The organism is Coriobacteriia bacterium (assembly GCA_016649875.1).
Taxonomy (GTDB): domain Bacteria; phylum Actinomycetota; class Coriobacteriia; order WRKU01; family JAENWW01; genus JAENWW01.
Map to the genome: position 1 here is coordinate 159,614 of JAENWW010000001.1, position 15,723 is coordinate 175,336.

Genomic DNA, 15,723 nt, shown 5'->3' on the forward strand with positions numbered 1-15,723 from the left:
TACGGTTTAGACGATCTTGCTCCCGATAAACCGCAGTGCATCTGAGATTGATATGTTCACACTTCCCGCACATTTACTCTATAAACTCTTTACGCGCCTTTCATTATGACTCCACAGCCCATCTGTATAGTAAACAGTGTAGAAATGGAAATCAATCCAGCTCCCGACCAAGCAGGTGGTGCTGCCTGGAAAAGAGATCGAGCAGGTGGTGCTGCTCGAAAGCCCCTTGCCTGAGGCGAATGTGGTGATTCACCTCAGGACATTTTCTTCATAGTATTGCCGGAAAAACGCTGCCAAGAGACGGGCGGCGTTTTTCTTTGTCTGTGAAGTTAACTTTTCAAAAAGGTTACAGCGCTAGCGCGTATGGCGCTTCTTTGCTAGAATACTCCTTCGTGCCGATGTAGCTCAGTTGGTAGAGCACTTCACTCGTAATGAAGGGGTCAGGAGTTCGAGTCTCCTCATCGGCTCCATGTTCTTTCTCAAGCACGCGGCTGCCGCCTAGTCGTGATATAGGCGAGGATTATCAGACAATCTTAAGCAAGAAATGGCGAGGAGAGGTCCGACGACAGCTGAAAGCCCAGCATGTTTGGACCAAGAGTCGGGAAAACACCGTGCTTCGCATTATCACTCGTGAAAGCGGTGGAAACCAGACGGCACGCAACGGAAGCTGCGTGGGGCTCCTCCAGTTCAACAACGGCTGGAAACATACCTATTCGAAAGCGTATTTCAAGAAGAAACATATCAAAGGTGCGTACCGCAAAGACGCACGACTCAGTGGCTCTTGGAGCATCCGCAGAGTGGCGCTCGTGTATAAAGTGGGCGGCAACGCGGCGGTTCGCAGGCACTGGATAGCAACCATTTAGCACGACGCGGCGAATGGAATCAGAATCCGATTGCGTCCAGCACTAAACGGGCGATATTTCGTTCCTCGCCGACTGCAGGAAAGCTGTGAATATGAATCGCCGGATTGAAGTTGGCTTCGATGATCGCATAGGCGGATTCAGAGTTCGTGCAATCTGCGATTATCATATCGATTCCGCAGAAAACGGCATCGAAAACACGGGACGCCGAAACGGCGATATCTTTGAAAATCGGTGAGACGGCATCGGTCATGTCGATACTGTCCCCACCCGTACTGATATTCGAGTTCGACCGTAAAAATACCGTGTCCCCGGCAAAGGGGACACTCGCGGGAGTCAAACCGCGACGTGCCAAGAATTCAATCTCCACCGAGCTCAAAGTGATATTTATCAAAGGCGTTTTATAGCCGGTGCTTCGATACGGATGCTCGTTCTTTCTCTCGACAAGTTCGGCAATCGTCGATTTCCCATCGCCCTCCACTTGCGCCGGGCTCCTCTGCAAAACTCCCGCCACGGCACCGTCGATGACTAAAAACCGATACTCCGGCCCCTCGATAAACTCCTCCACCAGCACGGTTCGGTCATACCCGAATGCCGAACCGGCCGCTTCGAGCAAATGCACGAGTGAAGTTCCCTTCGGAAACATGATGACTCCGAGCCCGAAGTTCGTCGACTTCGGTTTGACGACGCAGGGTAATCCCACATAATTCCGCAACGCCGCGCGAGCGTGCTCCTCGTCGAATTCGGCACCTGCCGGTACCCTGATACCGGCTTCGGATAACATTATTTTCGTAACCGATTTATTGTTCATGAGAAGCGGCGTGATGTAGGAATCGGCGCTCGTCTTCGTACATTGCTCGACATACTCCGTACGGTTCGAGGTGGACAGCCGAATTATATTGTCGTCTTTGTCGAGCGACTCGACTCTGATACCGCGCGTCAGGGCTTCCTTTATCAAAAGTTGCGTCGACATTTCCCACTCTTCAAATCCCGAAGTCAACCAGCGCTCATCGAAAGCAGCCTGCCTGTGCTCGAACGCGAGTTGCATGCCGGCTTCGATACATGAAGATTCCTCGGCGAGTTTTTTATACTGATAGGCGTACGTGAGGCGTGGCTCCAAAACACGGGCGATTGCCATTTCGATTGCGGAATAAACATCATAGCCGAGCGAGAGTCCCTGCGCCATCGTGCGCATATCGGAAAGAATATCTTGCGCCCAAATACGCATCGAAACCTCTTGCCCGTCACGCGACAAGGCCAAGTGAGGAGCCAATCCCCGCCCCGCCACGGTGGAAATGTTGTCATCGCCTGTAACCTGATACTCATCCGAAGAAAAATCTTCGTCCGCGAGAAGCAGATATAAAACAAACGCATGCAAGAAATCGAGATCGTACTCGGCGATGCCCGCCTCATCGAACGGGTTGAGGTCGAGCGCCCGAATTTCAAGATACGATACGCCGTCTTTGCGCAAAGAGTCCAAAAGGTTTTCGACATCGTGCGGTTTGATGCGTATCTTCGAGTAAAGTTCCTTCGCCTCGGCGATATCTCCTCGATCGATGAACCGTTCTATACTTTCGATGTAGTTCTCAAGCGTTGAATAATCGGGGCAGAGCGTAATCGGGTTACAGTACCCGCAATCGCTGTTACGGACGGAAATTACCTCGTTGCGAGGAGTGGCGCCGGTCAAATAGACGAGGAGCCATCCGTATCGCAAAAAATTCCGTGCAACCTTCATGTATGCCACCGACGAACCGCCGAACGCATCGAGAAGGCGATTGTCGAATGAGAAATTATAATGAACGCCGGACAGCATCTGACGCGCCTTGCCGTACTTGACCCCGAGCGCCTCGCGATATGCGTGTGCCGCCCTACCCTTCTTTGTGTCGGAGTAGCGTGCCACCTCGATATCTTCGGGATTGCCCGGGAGACCGCAGGGAAGCGACTGCGGCCAGAGAAGTTCATCATTTTTTTTGCATTCGAGATTGACGATGCGTCGCAGGGCTCGGGCGAACATATACGTCTCATGAGCCGAGCTCGACGGAGGCGTGATAATCTCGGTCTGCTGCTCAGCATAGTCGACGGTGATATAGGGGTTTTCGAGTTTATCGCCGAATACGCTCGGATGGGGTGTTTTGGCGATTTCTCCTCGCGTCGTCACGCGAATGCCTTCACACTCAATGCCAGTTTTAATTTCGAGGAAACTCAAAAGTTCTGAGGGTAATTTTTTCGTAGTCATACGAGTATTATAATCCTATTTTCTTGCTTCGTTTTCCGCCTGCTCAATGTTTTTCGCACGAATTTCGGCACGTTTTATCTTGCCGCCGACGGTTTTAGGCAATTCCTCGACGAACTCGACGATGCGGGGATATTTGTAGGGCGCCGTGGTGTGCTTGACGTGATCCTGCAGTTCTTTGACAAGCGCGTCGCTCGGTTCATATCCCTTCGCAAGAACGATCGTCGCTTTAACGACAAGGCCGCGTACCGAATCGGGAGCGGCGGTAACCGCACACTCGACGACCGCATCATGAACGACGAGCGCACTCTCCACCTCGAAGGGTCCGATACGATAGCCGGAACACTTGATGACATCGTCGTTTCGACCGATGAAGGAGTAATAGCCGTCGCTGTCGCGCCACGCCATGTCGCCGAGGTTGTAGACATCCCCGCCGACCGCCTCTTTCGTGCGCTCGGTATCGTGGTAATAACCGGTGAACAAGCCGGGAGGATATGCCTCCTTGAGCTTCGTGACGCAGATGGCGCCTTCCTCACCGTCTTCTGCGACGGAGCCGTCTTCGGTGAGAAGCGCGATGTTTTGCAAAGGTGAGGGCTTGCCCAAGGATCCGGGGCGAGGCTCGACCCATGGAAATGTCGCAATCAAGACGATTGACTCACTTTGGCCGAACCCTTCACGAATTTTCTTTCCCGTCAGCACTTCCCATTTCTTGGTCACCTCGGCGTTGAGGGGCTCGCCGGCCGCGACGAAATTCTCCACGGAGGAAAGATCATATGCGGCGACATCTTCTTGCAGCATGAAGCGATACATGGTCGGAGGAGCACAAAACGTCGTGAGTTTGTAATCTTGAATCATTTGCAACAGCTTGGCGGGAATAAACTTATCCATGTCATAGCCGAAAACGACCGCCCCGCAAATCCACTGACCGAAGATTTTTCCCCAACCGAACTTCGCCCAACCGGAATCGCTGACGCTCAGATGCAGCTTGTCCTCTTGCACTTGTTGCCAATAACGGGCGGTGATGATATGCCCGAGCGGATGAAGGTGGTTGTGGCGGACCATCTTCGCCAGACCGGTCGTTCCCGACGTGAAGTAAATCATCAAAGCATCATCATTGGTCGTGGCACCCTCGCCCGTGGGGCGATTCCATGCCGGCGAGCCCTGTTCGATGAGATCGGCGATATCGATCCAACCCTCGCGCTTCCCGCCTGCGATGATTTTCGTGATCGGCGTACCGATTTCTTCTACGGCTTGTGAGGCTTGGCCGATGACATAATCGTCATCGACGCAAATGACCGTCTGAATCTCCGCACTTTTCATACGATAGACGATATCTTTGGTGGTGAGTTGAATGCTCCCCGGAATGACGACGGCGCCGATTTTCCAAAGTGCGCACGCAGCAATCCAATACTCCCACCGACGACGCAGAATAAGCAGGATGACATCGCCCTTTTTGACGCCGCGTTCGGCAAGAGAACTTGCGAGACGATTCGAATACTCCGAGATTTCCCCGAATGAAAACGTGCGTTCACTGCCATGATCGTCACACCAGACCAGTGCCCGTTTATCGGGCTCGACGCGCGCCCATTCATCGACGACATCGTAAGAGAAGTTGAAGTTTTTCGGCATCTCGATTTTAAAGTTTTCAAAATAGTCCTCGTAAGAGTCGAACTCAGTACGTGGACAGTATTTATTCAATATGTGATCCATGGCGTTATACCCCTACTCTGCGATGACGGTGACGAATTTGGCGGGTGCCGTACTTGCGCATGCTTGCCCATGCGGATGCATGGGGTTGAAGTACGCGCTGTCTCCCGTCTCCAGCACAATCTCCTTGCCATCGAATGTGAGCGTTATCGCCCCTTCGAGCACGAGATTGAACTCTTGACCGCGGTGAGTCACAAGCTTTGCTTGGTCATCGCTGGGATCGAGTGTCACGAGTAGCGGTTGCATGATTTTTTTGTTATAGCGCCATGCGAGATCTTGGAAGTGGTACCCCGGATAACGGTCCACCACAAGACCGGCACCTTGCCTGACCACTTGAAACGTATCGAGCTTCGCATTCGAGCCCGTGAGAATCTCCGTCAGGTCCACACCGAATTTATGGGCCACATGGTAAAGCACGGAAATCGGCACATCGGCGCCGCTCTCCTCGTATGATGCATACTTTTCCACAGTGACGTCAAGATCGCTTGCCATCTCCTGCACCGATACGTCGCAGGCTTCGCGAAGGCCTTTCAAACGTAATCCCAACTGCTCGAATTCGAGTGTCATAATCGTTATCCTAACTGTTGTAGCCGATGTTGAAAGCTTTTCGGTTCGGTTCAAGCAAATGTACGCGCTTGGGCGGAATGGACTTCACGATGGCGGCATCGAGTGCCTCGACGCTTACACACTCCGTCTCTTTGAGCACCTTTCCCACGAGCAACACGTTCGCCAAGCCTTTGAGGCCGGCTTCATCGCACGTTTCAGTCGCAGGCAACGAGAACACGGTCACGTCATCACGCTTCGGAACATCGGGCACCAGCATGCTATCGACAAACACTTTCCCCCCGGGAGCGACCTTATCGAAGAACATATCGAGGGAAGGCTGATTGAGGGCGACAAAAATATCGGGCTCGAGCACGAGTGGAGAGCCGATCGGAACATCGGAAAGACAAACACTGCAGTTGGCGGTGCCTCCGCGCATTTCCGGCCCGTAGCTGGGGAGCCACGTCACTTGGTCTTCTTCAATGAGACCCGCATATGCCAAAAGCTTGCCGGCGAACAGTACACCTTGGCCACCGAAACCGGCAAGAAGAATATTATATGATTTCGCCATCACTTCTCATCCTTTCCGCAGCTCAGACGCTCGCGCTTATCTGCAGCGCGGTCGTGAATGTTGTCGAACCCTTCAGCTTTGACATCGCGATACACTCCCAGCGGATAGTACGGAAGCATATTATCCCGCATCCACTGAAATGCATCTTGGGGGGATAGCCCCCAGTTCGTCGGACACGTCGACACGATTTCGACGATGCTGTAGCCGACACCGGCGATTTGGTACTCGAACGCTTTCTTGATGGCGCGCTTGGCTTCATGGACGTGTTTGGGCGTATCGAGCGTGACGCGTTGCGCCAAGGCGACACCGTCGAGTTCGGAAAGCAGTTCGACGACACGGATGGGATAGCCCGCCTGCATGACATCTCGCCCGAACGGAGAAGTCTGCGTGACTTGACCGGGAAGCGACGTCGGCGCCATTTGCCCGCCGGTCATACCGTAAATCGCGTTATTTATGAAGATGACGGTGATATTCTCACCGCGTGTAGCCGCATGAACCGTCTCGGCCATTCCGATTGACGCGAGGTCGCCGTCGCCCTGATAAGCGAAAACGACGTTGTCGGGATTGACGCGCTTGATACCGGTCGCCACCGCGGGAGCACGCCCGTGGGCCGCCTCGAACATATCGCAGGTAAAGAAGTCACAGGCCATGACCGAACAACCGACGGGAGCGACTCCGATGGTAGTGCCCTCTATACCGAGCTCGTCGATGATTTCGGCAATGAGCCTATGGGAAATACCATGTGTACACCCCGGACAATAAGAAAATACCGTGTCTTCGAGCGCATCGGGGCGCTTGAAAATAATTTCACTCATGGTTACTCATCTCCCTTCTCGACTGCAATTCTTTCAATCTGCTCGAATACCTCGGTCGGTGTCGGAATGATCCCGCCCGTGTGTCCGAAGAAGTCGACGGCTTTTCTGCCGGCGACGGACAGGCGCACATCATCTACCATCTGCCCCATGTTCATCTCGACCACGAGGAACTTTTTCGCCCGGTCGACGACACTCTCGATGGCTTTAGTCGGATACGGCCACAAGGTAATCGGACGAATCAAGCCGACCTTGATTCCGACAGAACGCGCACGATCGACGGCACTCCGAGCCACACGTGCGCTCGCACCGAAGGCGACGATGATGATTTCGGCATCGTCGGTTACATACATTTCCGCCCTCTGCTCATTTTCCTTAATGATTTCATAACGCTCGAAACGTTCGATGTTTTTGTCTTCAAGCTCCTGAGTCTTGAGGAACAAAGAGTTGATTACATTCTTTTTACGCTTGTTCCGGTGTCCGTCGGCAGCCCAAGGCTTATCGGTCTTCTCCGTTTTTTCTTGCGGTAGCGAAACGGGCTCCATCATCTGCCCGAGCATGCCGTCACCCAAAATCATGACGGGCGTACGATAGCGATCGGCGATCTCGAAAGCGTTGTAGACTTCGTCGGCCATTTCTTGCACGGTCGAGGGAGCCAAAACGATCATGTGGAAGTCGCCGTGACCGGCCGCGCGGGTCGCCTGCCAGTAATCTGACTGGGCGGGCTGAATGCCGCCGAGACCGGGACCTCCGCGTGTGATGTTGACGATGACTCCCGGCAAATCGGCACCGGCCATATAGGAAATGCCCTCCGACTTGAGTGAAATTCCCGGAGATGACGAAGAAGTCATGGCACGTGCGCCTGTGCCGGCCGCGCCGTAGACCATATTGATAGCCGCGATTTCACTCTCGGCTTGAAGATACACACGCCCCAGCTTGGGCATCCGCTTGGACATGTAAGCCGCGAGTTCGGTCTGGGGGGTGATGGGATACCCGAAGAAACACTGACAGCCCGCACGAAGTGCGGCTTCGGCGATGGCTTCGTTACCTTTCATTAATACTTTCTCGGACATGACTACTCCTTAACTACCGTAATCGCCACGTCGGGACACATGGTCGCGCACATTGCGCACGCGGTGCATTTCGACGCATCATCGAGTTTTGCAGGACGATACCCTTTGGGGGTAAGTTTTTCCGCATCGAGAGAAATCAACGAACGAGGGCATACGTCGACGCACAGTCCGCATCCCTTGCAATAGGTTTCATCGATAATGATTTTTGACATCGAATGGTTCCTCCTTTATCCACCGAGGACGGATTCGTCTTCGTCCCACGGGGTCCGAACGTATATCTTTACAGGATACAAAGCCCCGCCCGGCGGCGCAATCGATTCTTGCAAACTCGCCTCTTCGAAAAGGTCGGTCGGCACAGTAGCGCAGACAAGTGGCAAATCGAGCATCTCCGCCGTGCCGACGGCGAAGTCGAAGGCATCGAGAAGAGTCTTGAGATTCGTCAGTTCTTGCAAATGGGAATTATGTATCACTCCGGTTGCTTTCAGATGCGACGCCTCTTCGATTTCATGGAGGATTTCAGCCGCCTCCTGCGCCGTAGTCGTTAAGTTCCGGTATTTGTTGATGACATAGACAAGGTCGTATTCGTGCTCGGTGAAGTTGTGCGCATAGCGGCCGAGCGCAGTCGCACCGGCGTCGTCCCCGCCCACGTCGAAAATCACATATCCCGTCTTTTGTTCGAAGGCCGAATACACTTCGGCGGGAAGCGAGGGCGATTCGAGTGTCGAGCGTGCAAATGTCGGTCCGATGACACGGATACCGCGTTCTTCGAGCAGCTCGATATAATCGGAGCTTCGAAAATACGGATTGACGATATCGAGGTCGACAAGTGTCACCGCCTCGTCCGCATCGGCCAAGTCGATTGCCATGTTCAGGGACAAATTCGTCTTACCGCTTCCGTAATGACCGGTCACAATCACCATATGCTTTAGCGTCTCAGGGCTCCATTTTGTATAGTTCACGAGCTTTTTTCGCCTCCACTTTTGCAATTCGTATTCAATGTTGTACCCTATACCATACTAAAGCATAAGAAGGCGTGGGGAAATTCACCCACATTTCTTATACACTGAAGTGGTAATGTCCCTCGTTTACACAGAAAGGCCCCCATGGAACTCGACATGAAAGAGATTTCAAATCGCATCAAGTCTCTGCGCGAGGATTCCGATTTATCGGCCGCTGAGTTGGCTGAAGCCATCGGTGTAAGTGAGCAAGATTACATTATCCACGAGGATGGGGCGAAAGATTTTTCGTTCACCTTCCTGTATCGCGCAGCTGAAAAGCTCGGCGTCGACATGATCGACCTTTTGACGGGCGAAGAGCCCCACCTCCAAAGCTATTCGCTCGTGCGCGCCGGCGAAGGCCTCGATATCAAGCGTCGTGAAAGCTTCGAGTATCTTCACCTCGCGCCGACCTTCCGTCACAAACTGTGTGAGCCGTTCTTGGTGACGGCACCCTATATCGAAAAAGAGCAAAACACGCCTATCGCGACATCACAGCATGTCGGGCAGGAGTTGGATTACATAATTAGCGGTCGTCTGCGCTTTGTCTATGAGGACCACACTGAGGAACTCGGCGCAGGCGATGTATTGCTTTACGATTCTTCGCACGACCATGGCATGATCGCCATCGGAGGAGAACCGTGCAAGTTCCTCGCAGTGGTGTTAAAAGGAAACCACGACTCATAGACGTTAGGAACATAACCACCATGCAGAATCTCAACTTGAAGTACATGCGCGAGACATATGACGATAACGGTATACTATCCGACTTGAAGCTCGAGTATCCCGACGACTTCAACTTCGCCTACGATTGCGTCGATGCGCTCGCAACAAGTGACCCCGACCGCCCAGCGATGGTGTGGTGCAATCCCGAGGGCGAAGAACATCGCTTCAGTTTCGCCGATATGAAAGAGTGGTCGGATAAGACCGCTCACTACTTAAGCGACCTCGGCATCGGCAACGGAGATGCGGTGCTCGTCATCGTGCGTCGTCATTACCAATTCTGGTTCATCGCCACGGCGCTTCACAAACTCGGTGCGCTTTTGGTCCCGGCCACGTTCATGCTCAAAGAGCATGACCTCGAGTACCGGCTCAAAGGAGCGAGCGCCAAGGCGGTCATCGCCACGAGCTTAGGCGACATCGCGCAAGTCGTCGACAATGTCGCGCCTTCTTGTCCCGAACTCGAAATGAAAATCTTGGTCAACGGCGGCGGAGGCGGGCTCCTTAACGGCGAGGATGGATCGTTGGGCGAAAAGCTCTCGGGACCCGAGAATGTCTGCATTCTTCCGGGCGTACGAGAGGGCTGGCACGACTTCAACTCACAAGTCCGCGCAACCGATGCCGAATTCGCACGACGTGACACTTCGGTGCACGATCCGGCAATCTTGTATTTCTCTTCGGGCACGACCGGGGATCCGAAGATGGCCTTGCACGATATGACCTATGCACTCGCACATATCGCCACTGCGAAGCATTGGCACAACGTCGTAAGCGACGGCGGGCTCCATTTCACCATCGCCGACACCGGATGGGGCAAGGCCGTATGGGGAAAATACTACGGACAATGGCTCATGGAGGCCTGCGTGTTCACCTATGACTTCGACCGCTATGCGCCCCATGATATCCTCGAACTCATCAAAAAGTATGACATCACAAGCCTTTGTTGCCCACCGACCATGTATCGTCTCATGATGCTGGATGGTATCGAAAAATACGATCTCTCATCACTTACATACTGCACGACCGCCGGCGAGGCGCTCAATCCCGATCTCTATGCCAAGTGGCTCGACCAAACCGGCTTGCCCCTGGTCGAAGGATTCGGGCAGACCGAGACCGTTCTCAGCATTTTCAACAGCGTCGGCATGAAATGCAAGCCGGGTTCGATGGGCAAGCCCTCCCCGCTTTTCACCTTGAGCCTGTTCGACGGAGAAAAGTTCCATGTGACTCCCGGACAGAGAGGCGAAATCTGCATCAAGTTGGACCCCTATCCCGAAGGAATCATGGTCGAGTATTATCGCGATGCGGAAAAGACCGCCGAGGCCGTCGAGGGTGGCTGGTATCATACGGGTGATACGGCGTGGGTCGATGAGGACGGTTACTACTGGTATGTCGGCAGAAACGACGACGTCATCAAGTCATCGGGCTATCGAATCGGACCTTTCGAGGTCGAAAGCGTTCTGCTCGAACACGAGGCGGTCGCCGAATGCGCCGTCACCGGAATACCCGATCCCGTGCGCGGCTTTGCCGTCAAAGCGACACTTGTTTTGGCAAAAGGGTACGAAAGAAGCAACGAGTTGACAGTGGAACTGCAGTCGTGGGTAAAGACGCACACGGCTCCTTATAAGTTCCCGCGTGTCATCGACTACGTGGATGCACTACCGAAAACCGTCAACGGCAAAGTGCAACGTAAGCTCATTCGCACCGCCGATAGGGAAAAAGCATCCGAATAGACCGAGGTCGCTCTTAACTTTTCGGATGCTTGGATTCGATGATTGAATAAAACGTAAAACCCTGCTTTTTCAGCTTGTCTATGACCCACTGTAGGGCTTTCACGGTCTGGCTTCTGCTTCCTCCACCGTCATGCATCAAAATTATCTGTCCGTTTCTGACTTTATGTGTTGCACGGCCGATGATTTTTTTGACACCCGATCGCGACCAATCCCGTGGATCTTTATCCCAGTAGATGCGAATCAATTTCATCGCTCTTACTTTTTTGCGCACCCGCTTGTTCGCATTGCCGTAAGGAAGACGTACATAGCGTGTATCGATGCCGGTAACTCGGCAAATCTCTTTACGGGTAGTCTCGAGATCTTTCTCGATATTCTTATTCTTGGCCTTATTCATGTTTTTGTGATTCCATGAATGATTTGCGACTTGGTTTCCTTGCACCGCCTCGGCTTTTACGATATCGCTGTGCCGTTCGGTTTGATTTCCCAAAACGAAAAAGGTCGCCGGAACGTGCTCCCTCTTGAGAATGGCAAGTATTCGATGTGTGTACACGGGACTCGGGCCATCGTCAAACGTCAGTGCAACATATTTGGCAGGCTTGTTATAGGGGAGTGGCTTACGCGCCTGAGATATTTTTCCTGTCGTGGCTGAGGGGCGCGATGCCGACTGTTTCGAACTGTTTGACGAAGCCTCACTCCTCCACGATACAGAACAAAATAGAATGCCGGACACGATGAGCACCCAATTGATCCGTGGTAATCGGACCACCTTGCGCGGTATGGCACGAAGTATCGGTAAGCATCAGCTTGGATGTAATCAGTATTGCTCGGCGCATAAGAATTATAAGCCGGGCGCAATGTCGAGCGGTCCGAGCGAGGGACTTATCTTCGTGGAATACGTCGAAATCAAGTGCAGTGTACTGGCGCTCGGCACCGATAGAGTCGCTTCGGTGCTACCCTGTACTACGGGCGAGGAGGCTGCTGCGGACGTGTATTCACCGGAAGCAACGGGATCGTGGGCGCTTCCGTGACAAGCCGAACAGGTCTGAGTGCTGTCTTCGGAATGTCCGAGGTTGTTATCGGGGAGAATGGGGAGCTTCATTCCGTTCGTCGTATCGTTACGATCGAGACCGAGTATCGTCTGTTTCGAAGCGGGCAAATCGGCGTAAAGGACATATTTTGTGGCACCGTCGACGCATGCTGTTCCGCTACTTGTGAGATGGCACGTAAAACAGATGTCATTCTTCCCATTCTTATCCATTAAATTCACACCGCGCGTATCGGCAAAGTTATGATCGTTGGTCGAAGAACCGTGGGCGTTATGGCATTCATAACAAGGGATCGCCGAATTTTGGGGAATCGTTGCACCGGCCGCGGTCACCTTGTGCCCGGCATTCGACTGCAAGAAGGCGGTGCGACTCGCTTCGGTCGAACCGAGCGGCAACGAAACGGTATCGGCGATGTTGGCCGCTGCACTCCAGGGCTGCCCGGAATTACTCCCGTTATGGCATGAAAGACAAAATGATGCATATGCTCCACTTGTTTTTTCCTCCTGCGTCACGGTTCCTTCCATGCTGATCATGGCGCGGAGTTCACCACGGTCGGACAAAAGACCGCTGTACGGTGAAGTGCTTCCGTGTGAGCTATGGCAATATCGACAGTCGCCTTTGTCGTAGCCGTTACTTGCGGAAATATTCGCATGAACGTTTTTCGTAGTTGAATTGGCAACCGTGGAGCCGGGATAGGTCCCTGCTTTCGGATAGCCCGCATAGCCCGTCGTTGTTGCCTCGGTGACGAGCGTGGGGTTCGAAGTTGACGGATATGTTTTTCCGAAAGCTGTGACCCACGTATCATCGTCATCGTGACAGGCTACGCAACGAGCATTTGCTTTGTTTGTGTCAACCACGATGCCTGCGGTTAAATTCCCGAATTTCTTGATGGTCGAAGGTTGCAGTGCCGAATCGGTCGAAGAGTTATTATGCGGGTCATGACACATCGTGCACTCTAATTTGCCATCTTCTGTCGACGCACTGTTCACTACATGGCCGGACTTTGATCCCGAGAGCACGGACTTGGTGAAGGTGCGCTCCGCGGCCGAACCCTTCGCGTGGCAATCGAGACAAACGGCAACCGCCTGGTTCTTCTGAGTTTGAGCACCGGAGGTCACGATGAATTTATCGTTGTTCGCACCATATGCAAGGTGACACTTTTGACAGGTCTGTGCATTACCGTCCGCAATTTTATGAGGTGAGACGCCCTCGTTGACGATGGAGGGCACCTGCTGCACGGAACTCCAATGCAAAGTCGAGGTGTCGACGGTATCGATGCCGTCACGGGTCGCACCCGACTGGATTGCATATGAATGGTTGCTTCCCAGTTCGAGAAAAATATCTTTAAAATTCGTATCTTCAGTCTCGCCCACACGTTGCGCATTCTTACCCGTGGCGTCATCAGCGCGATAAATCACATACACGTGAGCGCTGCTGACGGCAGGCCAAGAAATGGTCATGTTTCGGTAACCGGGAGTGAATACGAGTGCGCTGGTTGCGGTATTATCAAACGCAAAAACAGAGGTTGTAAAAAGACCACAAGCCACCACAGACACTACAGCAGCGACAACTCCGATATTCCGTATAACCTTTTTGCTCAGCCGCATACGCACACCCTCAATTTATAGAATTCTACGAGTAATTCTACCACATACATTGCCCGAGCAAACAGCACGTTTTTTTCGCTGACACCGTCAAAAGCTTACGAGTAATTATAACCTCTCGGACAGAGTTTTGCATCAATTCGTTACAGTGAATGTTATACCCGAAAACGTGTATTCACAACACACTCGAATTATTTTCCCGCCTCGTTTTGCTCTTTGAGCATGACATCGTGTGCGCCGCCCTCGACGATACTCGTCTCGGAAACCAACGTGAGGCGAGCTTTCTCTTGGAGTTGCGGAATGCTGATGGCGCCACAGTTGCACATGGTCGACTTCACCTTCGAAAGCGTGGTCATCAAGTTATCGTGCAGCGAGCCAGCGTAAGGAACGTAAGAATCGACTCCCTCGACGAAGGATAACTTCGCATCGCCGCCATTATCATAGCGCTGCCAATTACGTGCCCGCGCCGATCCTTCGCCCCAATACTCCTTCATGTAGTGGCCGTTGACCATGACTTTGTTGGTCGGGCTTTCGTCGAACCGCGAGAAGTACCGACCCAGCATGCAAAAGTCCGCTCCCATGGCCAGTGCGATTGAGAGATGGTAATCGTAGACGATTCCACCGTCCGAGCAAACCGGAACGTACACCCCGGTTTCCTTGAAATATTCGTCGCGTGCCGCGACGACTTCGATAAGTGATGTCCCTTGGCCGCGCCCGATACCTTTCGTCTCACGCGTTATGCAAATCGAGCCGCCGCCGATACCGACTTTGACGAAATCGGCGCCGCTTTCTGCGAGGAATCTGAAGCCCTCGCGATCGACGACATTGCCGGCTCCCACCTTGACGGAATCGCCATATGTCGCGCGAATCCACGAAAGAGTCTTTTCCTGCCACACCGAAAAGCCCTCGGATGAGTCGATACACAAAATATCTGCACCGGCCTCGACGAGCTCGGGTACACGCTGCGCATAGTCACGTGTGTTGATTCCGGCTCCGACGACGAAACGCTTGTGCGAATCGAGCAGTTCGAGGGGATTTTCCTTATGTGCATCGTAATCCTTGCGAAATACGAAAGCGATTAAACGGCCGACCATGCTTAGAATGGGAAGGGCATTGAGCTTGTTATCCCAAATGATGTCGTTTGCCTCCGAAAGTGTCACTCCTTCGGGCGCCGTGATAAGACGATCGATCGGCGTCATGAACTCGGAAACGTGTGTTCCGCCGTTCAAACGGGAAACGCGGTAGTCTTTGCTGGTGACCATGCCGAGGAGTTTGCCGTTCGAGGAGCCGTCGTCGGTGACTGCAACGGTCGAGTGTCCGCTCGCCTCTTTGAGCGCGAGGATATCAGCCAATGCCTGGTCGGGACGGATGTTTGACTCGCTCGGTACGAAGCCGGCTTTGTGCGCCTTGACCCGACGAACCATGTCCGTTTGATCTTGTATCGGCTGTGAACCGAATATGAAAGAAATACCTCCTTCTTTCGCCAACGCAACGGCCATTCCGTCATCGGAAACCGCTTGCATCACGGCTGAGACGAGAGGTATATTCGCAGAAATCGCAGGCTGCTCACCTTTTTTGAACTTGACTATAGGCGTCTTGAGGCTTGTATTGGTCGGAACGCATTGGTCCGAAGAATATCCCGGAACTAAAAGATATTCACTGAAAGTGTGCGAAGGTTCCTCGTAATAAAAAGCCATCGGTTAGCATCCTCCCATAGGTTTATACATTTTTGAGTGTTTCTATACTATAAGCAATTCTACCCCATCGCAAGCAAGGCGAAACTCAGGCGGAAAAACACACATCTTTCGGGAAAATTCGGAGAGAAGACA

Annotated in this window: 14 protein-coding genes and 1 tRNA gene; 4 read left to right on the top strand and 11 right to left on the bottom strand. The window is 53.0% G+C overall.

Annotated features, from left to right (window positions below; genetic code table 11):
* Positions 1-394 precede the first annotated feature (394 nt).
* Both JJE36_00760 and JJE36_00765 read left to right on the top strand, forming a co-directional pair.
* A tRNA-Thr gene (locus JJE36_00760) sits at positions 395-470 on the top strand.
* Between the two features lie 141 nt (positions 471-611).
* On the top strand, positions 612-863 hold the full coding sequence (locus JJE36_00765) for a hypothetical protein (GenBank protein ID MBK5210851.1): 252 nt from the start codon (positions 612-614) through the stop codon (positions 861-863).
* 19 nt (positions 864-882) lie between these two features.
* On the opposite strand, the gene gshAB is transcribed toward JJE36_00765, so the two are convergent.
* Genes gshAB through JJE36_00805 form a run of 8 tightly spaced genes read right to left on the bottom strand, consistent with a single transcriptional unit; the run spans position 883 to position 8,719 of the window.
* Positions 883-3,096, bottom strand: coding sequence for a bifunctional glutamate--cysteine ligase GshA/glutathione synthetase GshB (gshAB, locus tag JJE36_00770; GenBank protein ID MBK5210852.1), 2,214 nt, complete (start codon positions 3,094-3,096; stop codon positions 883-885).
* 15 nt (positions 3,097-3,111) lie between these two features.
* Positions 3,112-4,803, bottom strand: a complete 1,692-nt coding sequence (locus JJE36_00775; protein MBK5210853.1) for an AMP-binding protein — start codon at positions 4,801-4,803, stop codon at positions 3,112-3,114.
* Between the two features lie 12 nt (positions 4,804-4,815).
* Positions 4,816-5,367, bottom strand: a complete 552-nt coding sequence (locus JJE36_00780) for a cupin domain-containing protein (GenBank protein MBK5210854.1) — start codon at positions 5,365-5,367, stop codon at positions 4,816-4,818.
* Positions 5,368-5,377: 10 nt separating this feature from the next.
* Positions 5,378-5,914, bottom strand: a complete 537-nt coding sequence (locus JJE36_00785) for a 2-oxoacid:acceptor oxidoreductase family protein (protein ID MBK5210855.1) — start codon at positions 5,912-5,914, stop codon at positions 5,378-5,380.
* On the bottom strand, positions 5,914-6,729 hold the full coding sequence (locus JJE36_00790) for a 2-oxoglutarate oxidoreductase (GenBank protein ID MBK5210856.1): 816 nt from the start codon (positions 6,727-6,729) through the stop codon (positions 5,914-5,916). Before JJE36_00790 ends, JJE36_00785 begins: the two co-directional genes overlap by 1 nt.
* Positions 6,730-6,731: 2 nt before the next feature.
* Positions 6,732-7,799, bottom strand: coding sequence for a 3-methyl-2-oxobutanoate dehydrogenase subunit VorB (locus tag JJE36_00795; GenBank protein ID MBK5210857.1), 1,068 nt, complete (start codon positions 7,797-7,799; stop codon positions 6,732-6,734).
* 2 nt (positions 7,800-7,801) lie between these two features.
* Positions 7,802-8,011: a 4Fe-4S binding protein gene (locus JJE36_00800; protein MBK5210858.1), complete on the bottom strand. Its 210-nt coding sequence runs from the start codon at positions 8,009-8,011 to the stop codon at positions 7,802-7,804.
* A gap of 15 nt (positions 8,012-8,026) precedes the next feature.
* A complete protein-coding gene (locus JJE36_00805; protein ID MBK5210859.1) occupies positions 8,027-8,719 on the bottom strand; it encodes a ParA family protein in 693 nt (230 codons plus the stop codon).
* A gap of 183 nt (positions 8,720-8,902) precedes the next feature.
* Between JJE36_00805 and JJE36_00810 the strand changes: the two genes are divergently transcribed.
* Positions 8,903-9,481, top strand: coding sequence for a cupin domain-containing protein (locus JJE36_00810; protein ID MBK5210860.1), 579 nt, complete (start codon positions 8,903-8,905; stop codon positions 9,479-9,481).
* 20 nt (positions 9,482-9,501) lie between these two features.
* On the top strand, positions 9,502-11,244 hold the full coding sequence (locus tag JJE36_00815; protein MBK5210861.1) for an AMP-binding protein: 1,743 nt from the start codon (positions 9,502-9,504) through the stop codon (positions 11,242-11,244).
* A 13-nt stretch (positions 11,245-11,257) separates the two neighbouring features.
* Here the strand turns inward: JJE36_00815 and JJE36_00820 are convergent, their stop codons facing one another.
* The 3 genes from JJE36_00820 to JJE36_00830 form a co-directional block, all read right to left on the bottom strand.
* Positions 11,258-12,010, bottom strand: a complete 753-nt coding sequence (locus JJE36_00820; GenBank protein ID MBK5210862.1) for a polysaccharide deacetylase family protein — start codon at positions 12,008-12,010, stop codon at positions 11,258-11,260.
* A gap of 72 nt (positions 12,011-12,082) precedes the next feature.
* On the bottom strand, positions 12,083-13,750 hold the full coding sequence (locus JJE36_00825) for a hypothetical protein (GenBank protein ID MBK5210863.1): 1,668 nt from the start codon (positions 13,748-13,750) through the stop codon (positions 12,083-12,085).
* A gap of 335 nt (positions 13,751-14,085) precedes the next feature.
* Positions 14,086-15,591 carry an IMP dehydrogenase gene (locus JJE36_00830; protein MBK5210864.1) on the bottom strand — a complete coding sequence of 502 codons (1,506 nt, stop codon included), beginning with the start codon at positions 15,589-15,591 and terminating at the stop codon, positions 14,086-14,088.
* Positions 15,592-15,723: the final 132 nt, after the last annotated feature.

What these genes read in the sequence shown, in the direction of transcription:
- gshAB (MBK5210852.1), bottom strand. Translation starts at nt 3,096, where the DNA reads ATGACTACGAAAAAATTACCCTCAGAACTTTTGAGTTTCCTCGAAATT.
- JJE36_00775 (MBK5210853.1), bottom strand. Translation starts at nt 4,803, where the DNA reads ATGGATCACATATTGAATAAATACTGTCCACGTACTGAGTTCGACTCT.
- JJE36_00780 (MBK5210854.1), bottom strand. Translation starts at nt 5,367, where the DNA reads ATGACACTCGAATTCGAGCAGTTGGGATTACGTTTGAAAGGCCTTCGC.
- JJE36_00785 (MBK5210855.1), bottom strand. Translation starts at nt 5,914, where the DNA reads ATGGCGAAATCATATAATATTCTTCTTGCCGGTTTCGGTGGCCAAGGT.
- JJE36_00790 (MBK5210856.1), bottom strand. Translation starts at nt 6,729, where the DNA reads ATGAGTGAAATTATTTTCAAGCGCCCCGATGCGCTCGAAGACACGGTA.
- JJE36_00795 (MBK5210857.1), bottom strand. Translation starts at nt 7,799, where the DNA reads ATGTCCGAGAAAGTATTAATGAAAGGTAACGAAGCCATCGCCGAAGCC.
- JJE36_00800 (MBK5210858.1), bottom strand. Translation starts at nt 8,011, where the DNA reads ATGTCAAAAATCATTATCGATGAAACCTATTGCAAGGGATGCGGACTG.
- JJE36_00805 (MBK5210859.1), bottom strand. Translation starts at nt 8,719, where the DNA reads ATGGTGATTGTGACCGGTCATTACGGAAGCGGTAAGACGAATTTGTCC.
- JJE36_00810 (MBK5210860.1), top strand. Translation starts at nt 8,903, where the DNA reads ATGGAACTCGACATGAAAGAGATTTCAAATCGCATCAAGTCTCTGCGC.
- JJE36_00815 (MBK5210861.1), top strand. Translation starts at nt 9,502, where the DNA reads ATGCAGAATCTCAACTTGAAGTACATGCGCGAGACATATGACGATAAC.
- JJE36_00825 (MBK5210863.1), bottom strand. Translation starts at nt 13,750, where the DNA reads ATGACCATTTCTTGGCCTGCCGTCAGCAGCGCTCACGTGTATGTGATT.
- JJE36_00830 (MBK5210864.1), bottom strand. Translation starts at nt 15,591, where the DNA reads ATGGCTTTTTATTACGAGGAACCTTCGCACACTTTCAGTGAATATCTT.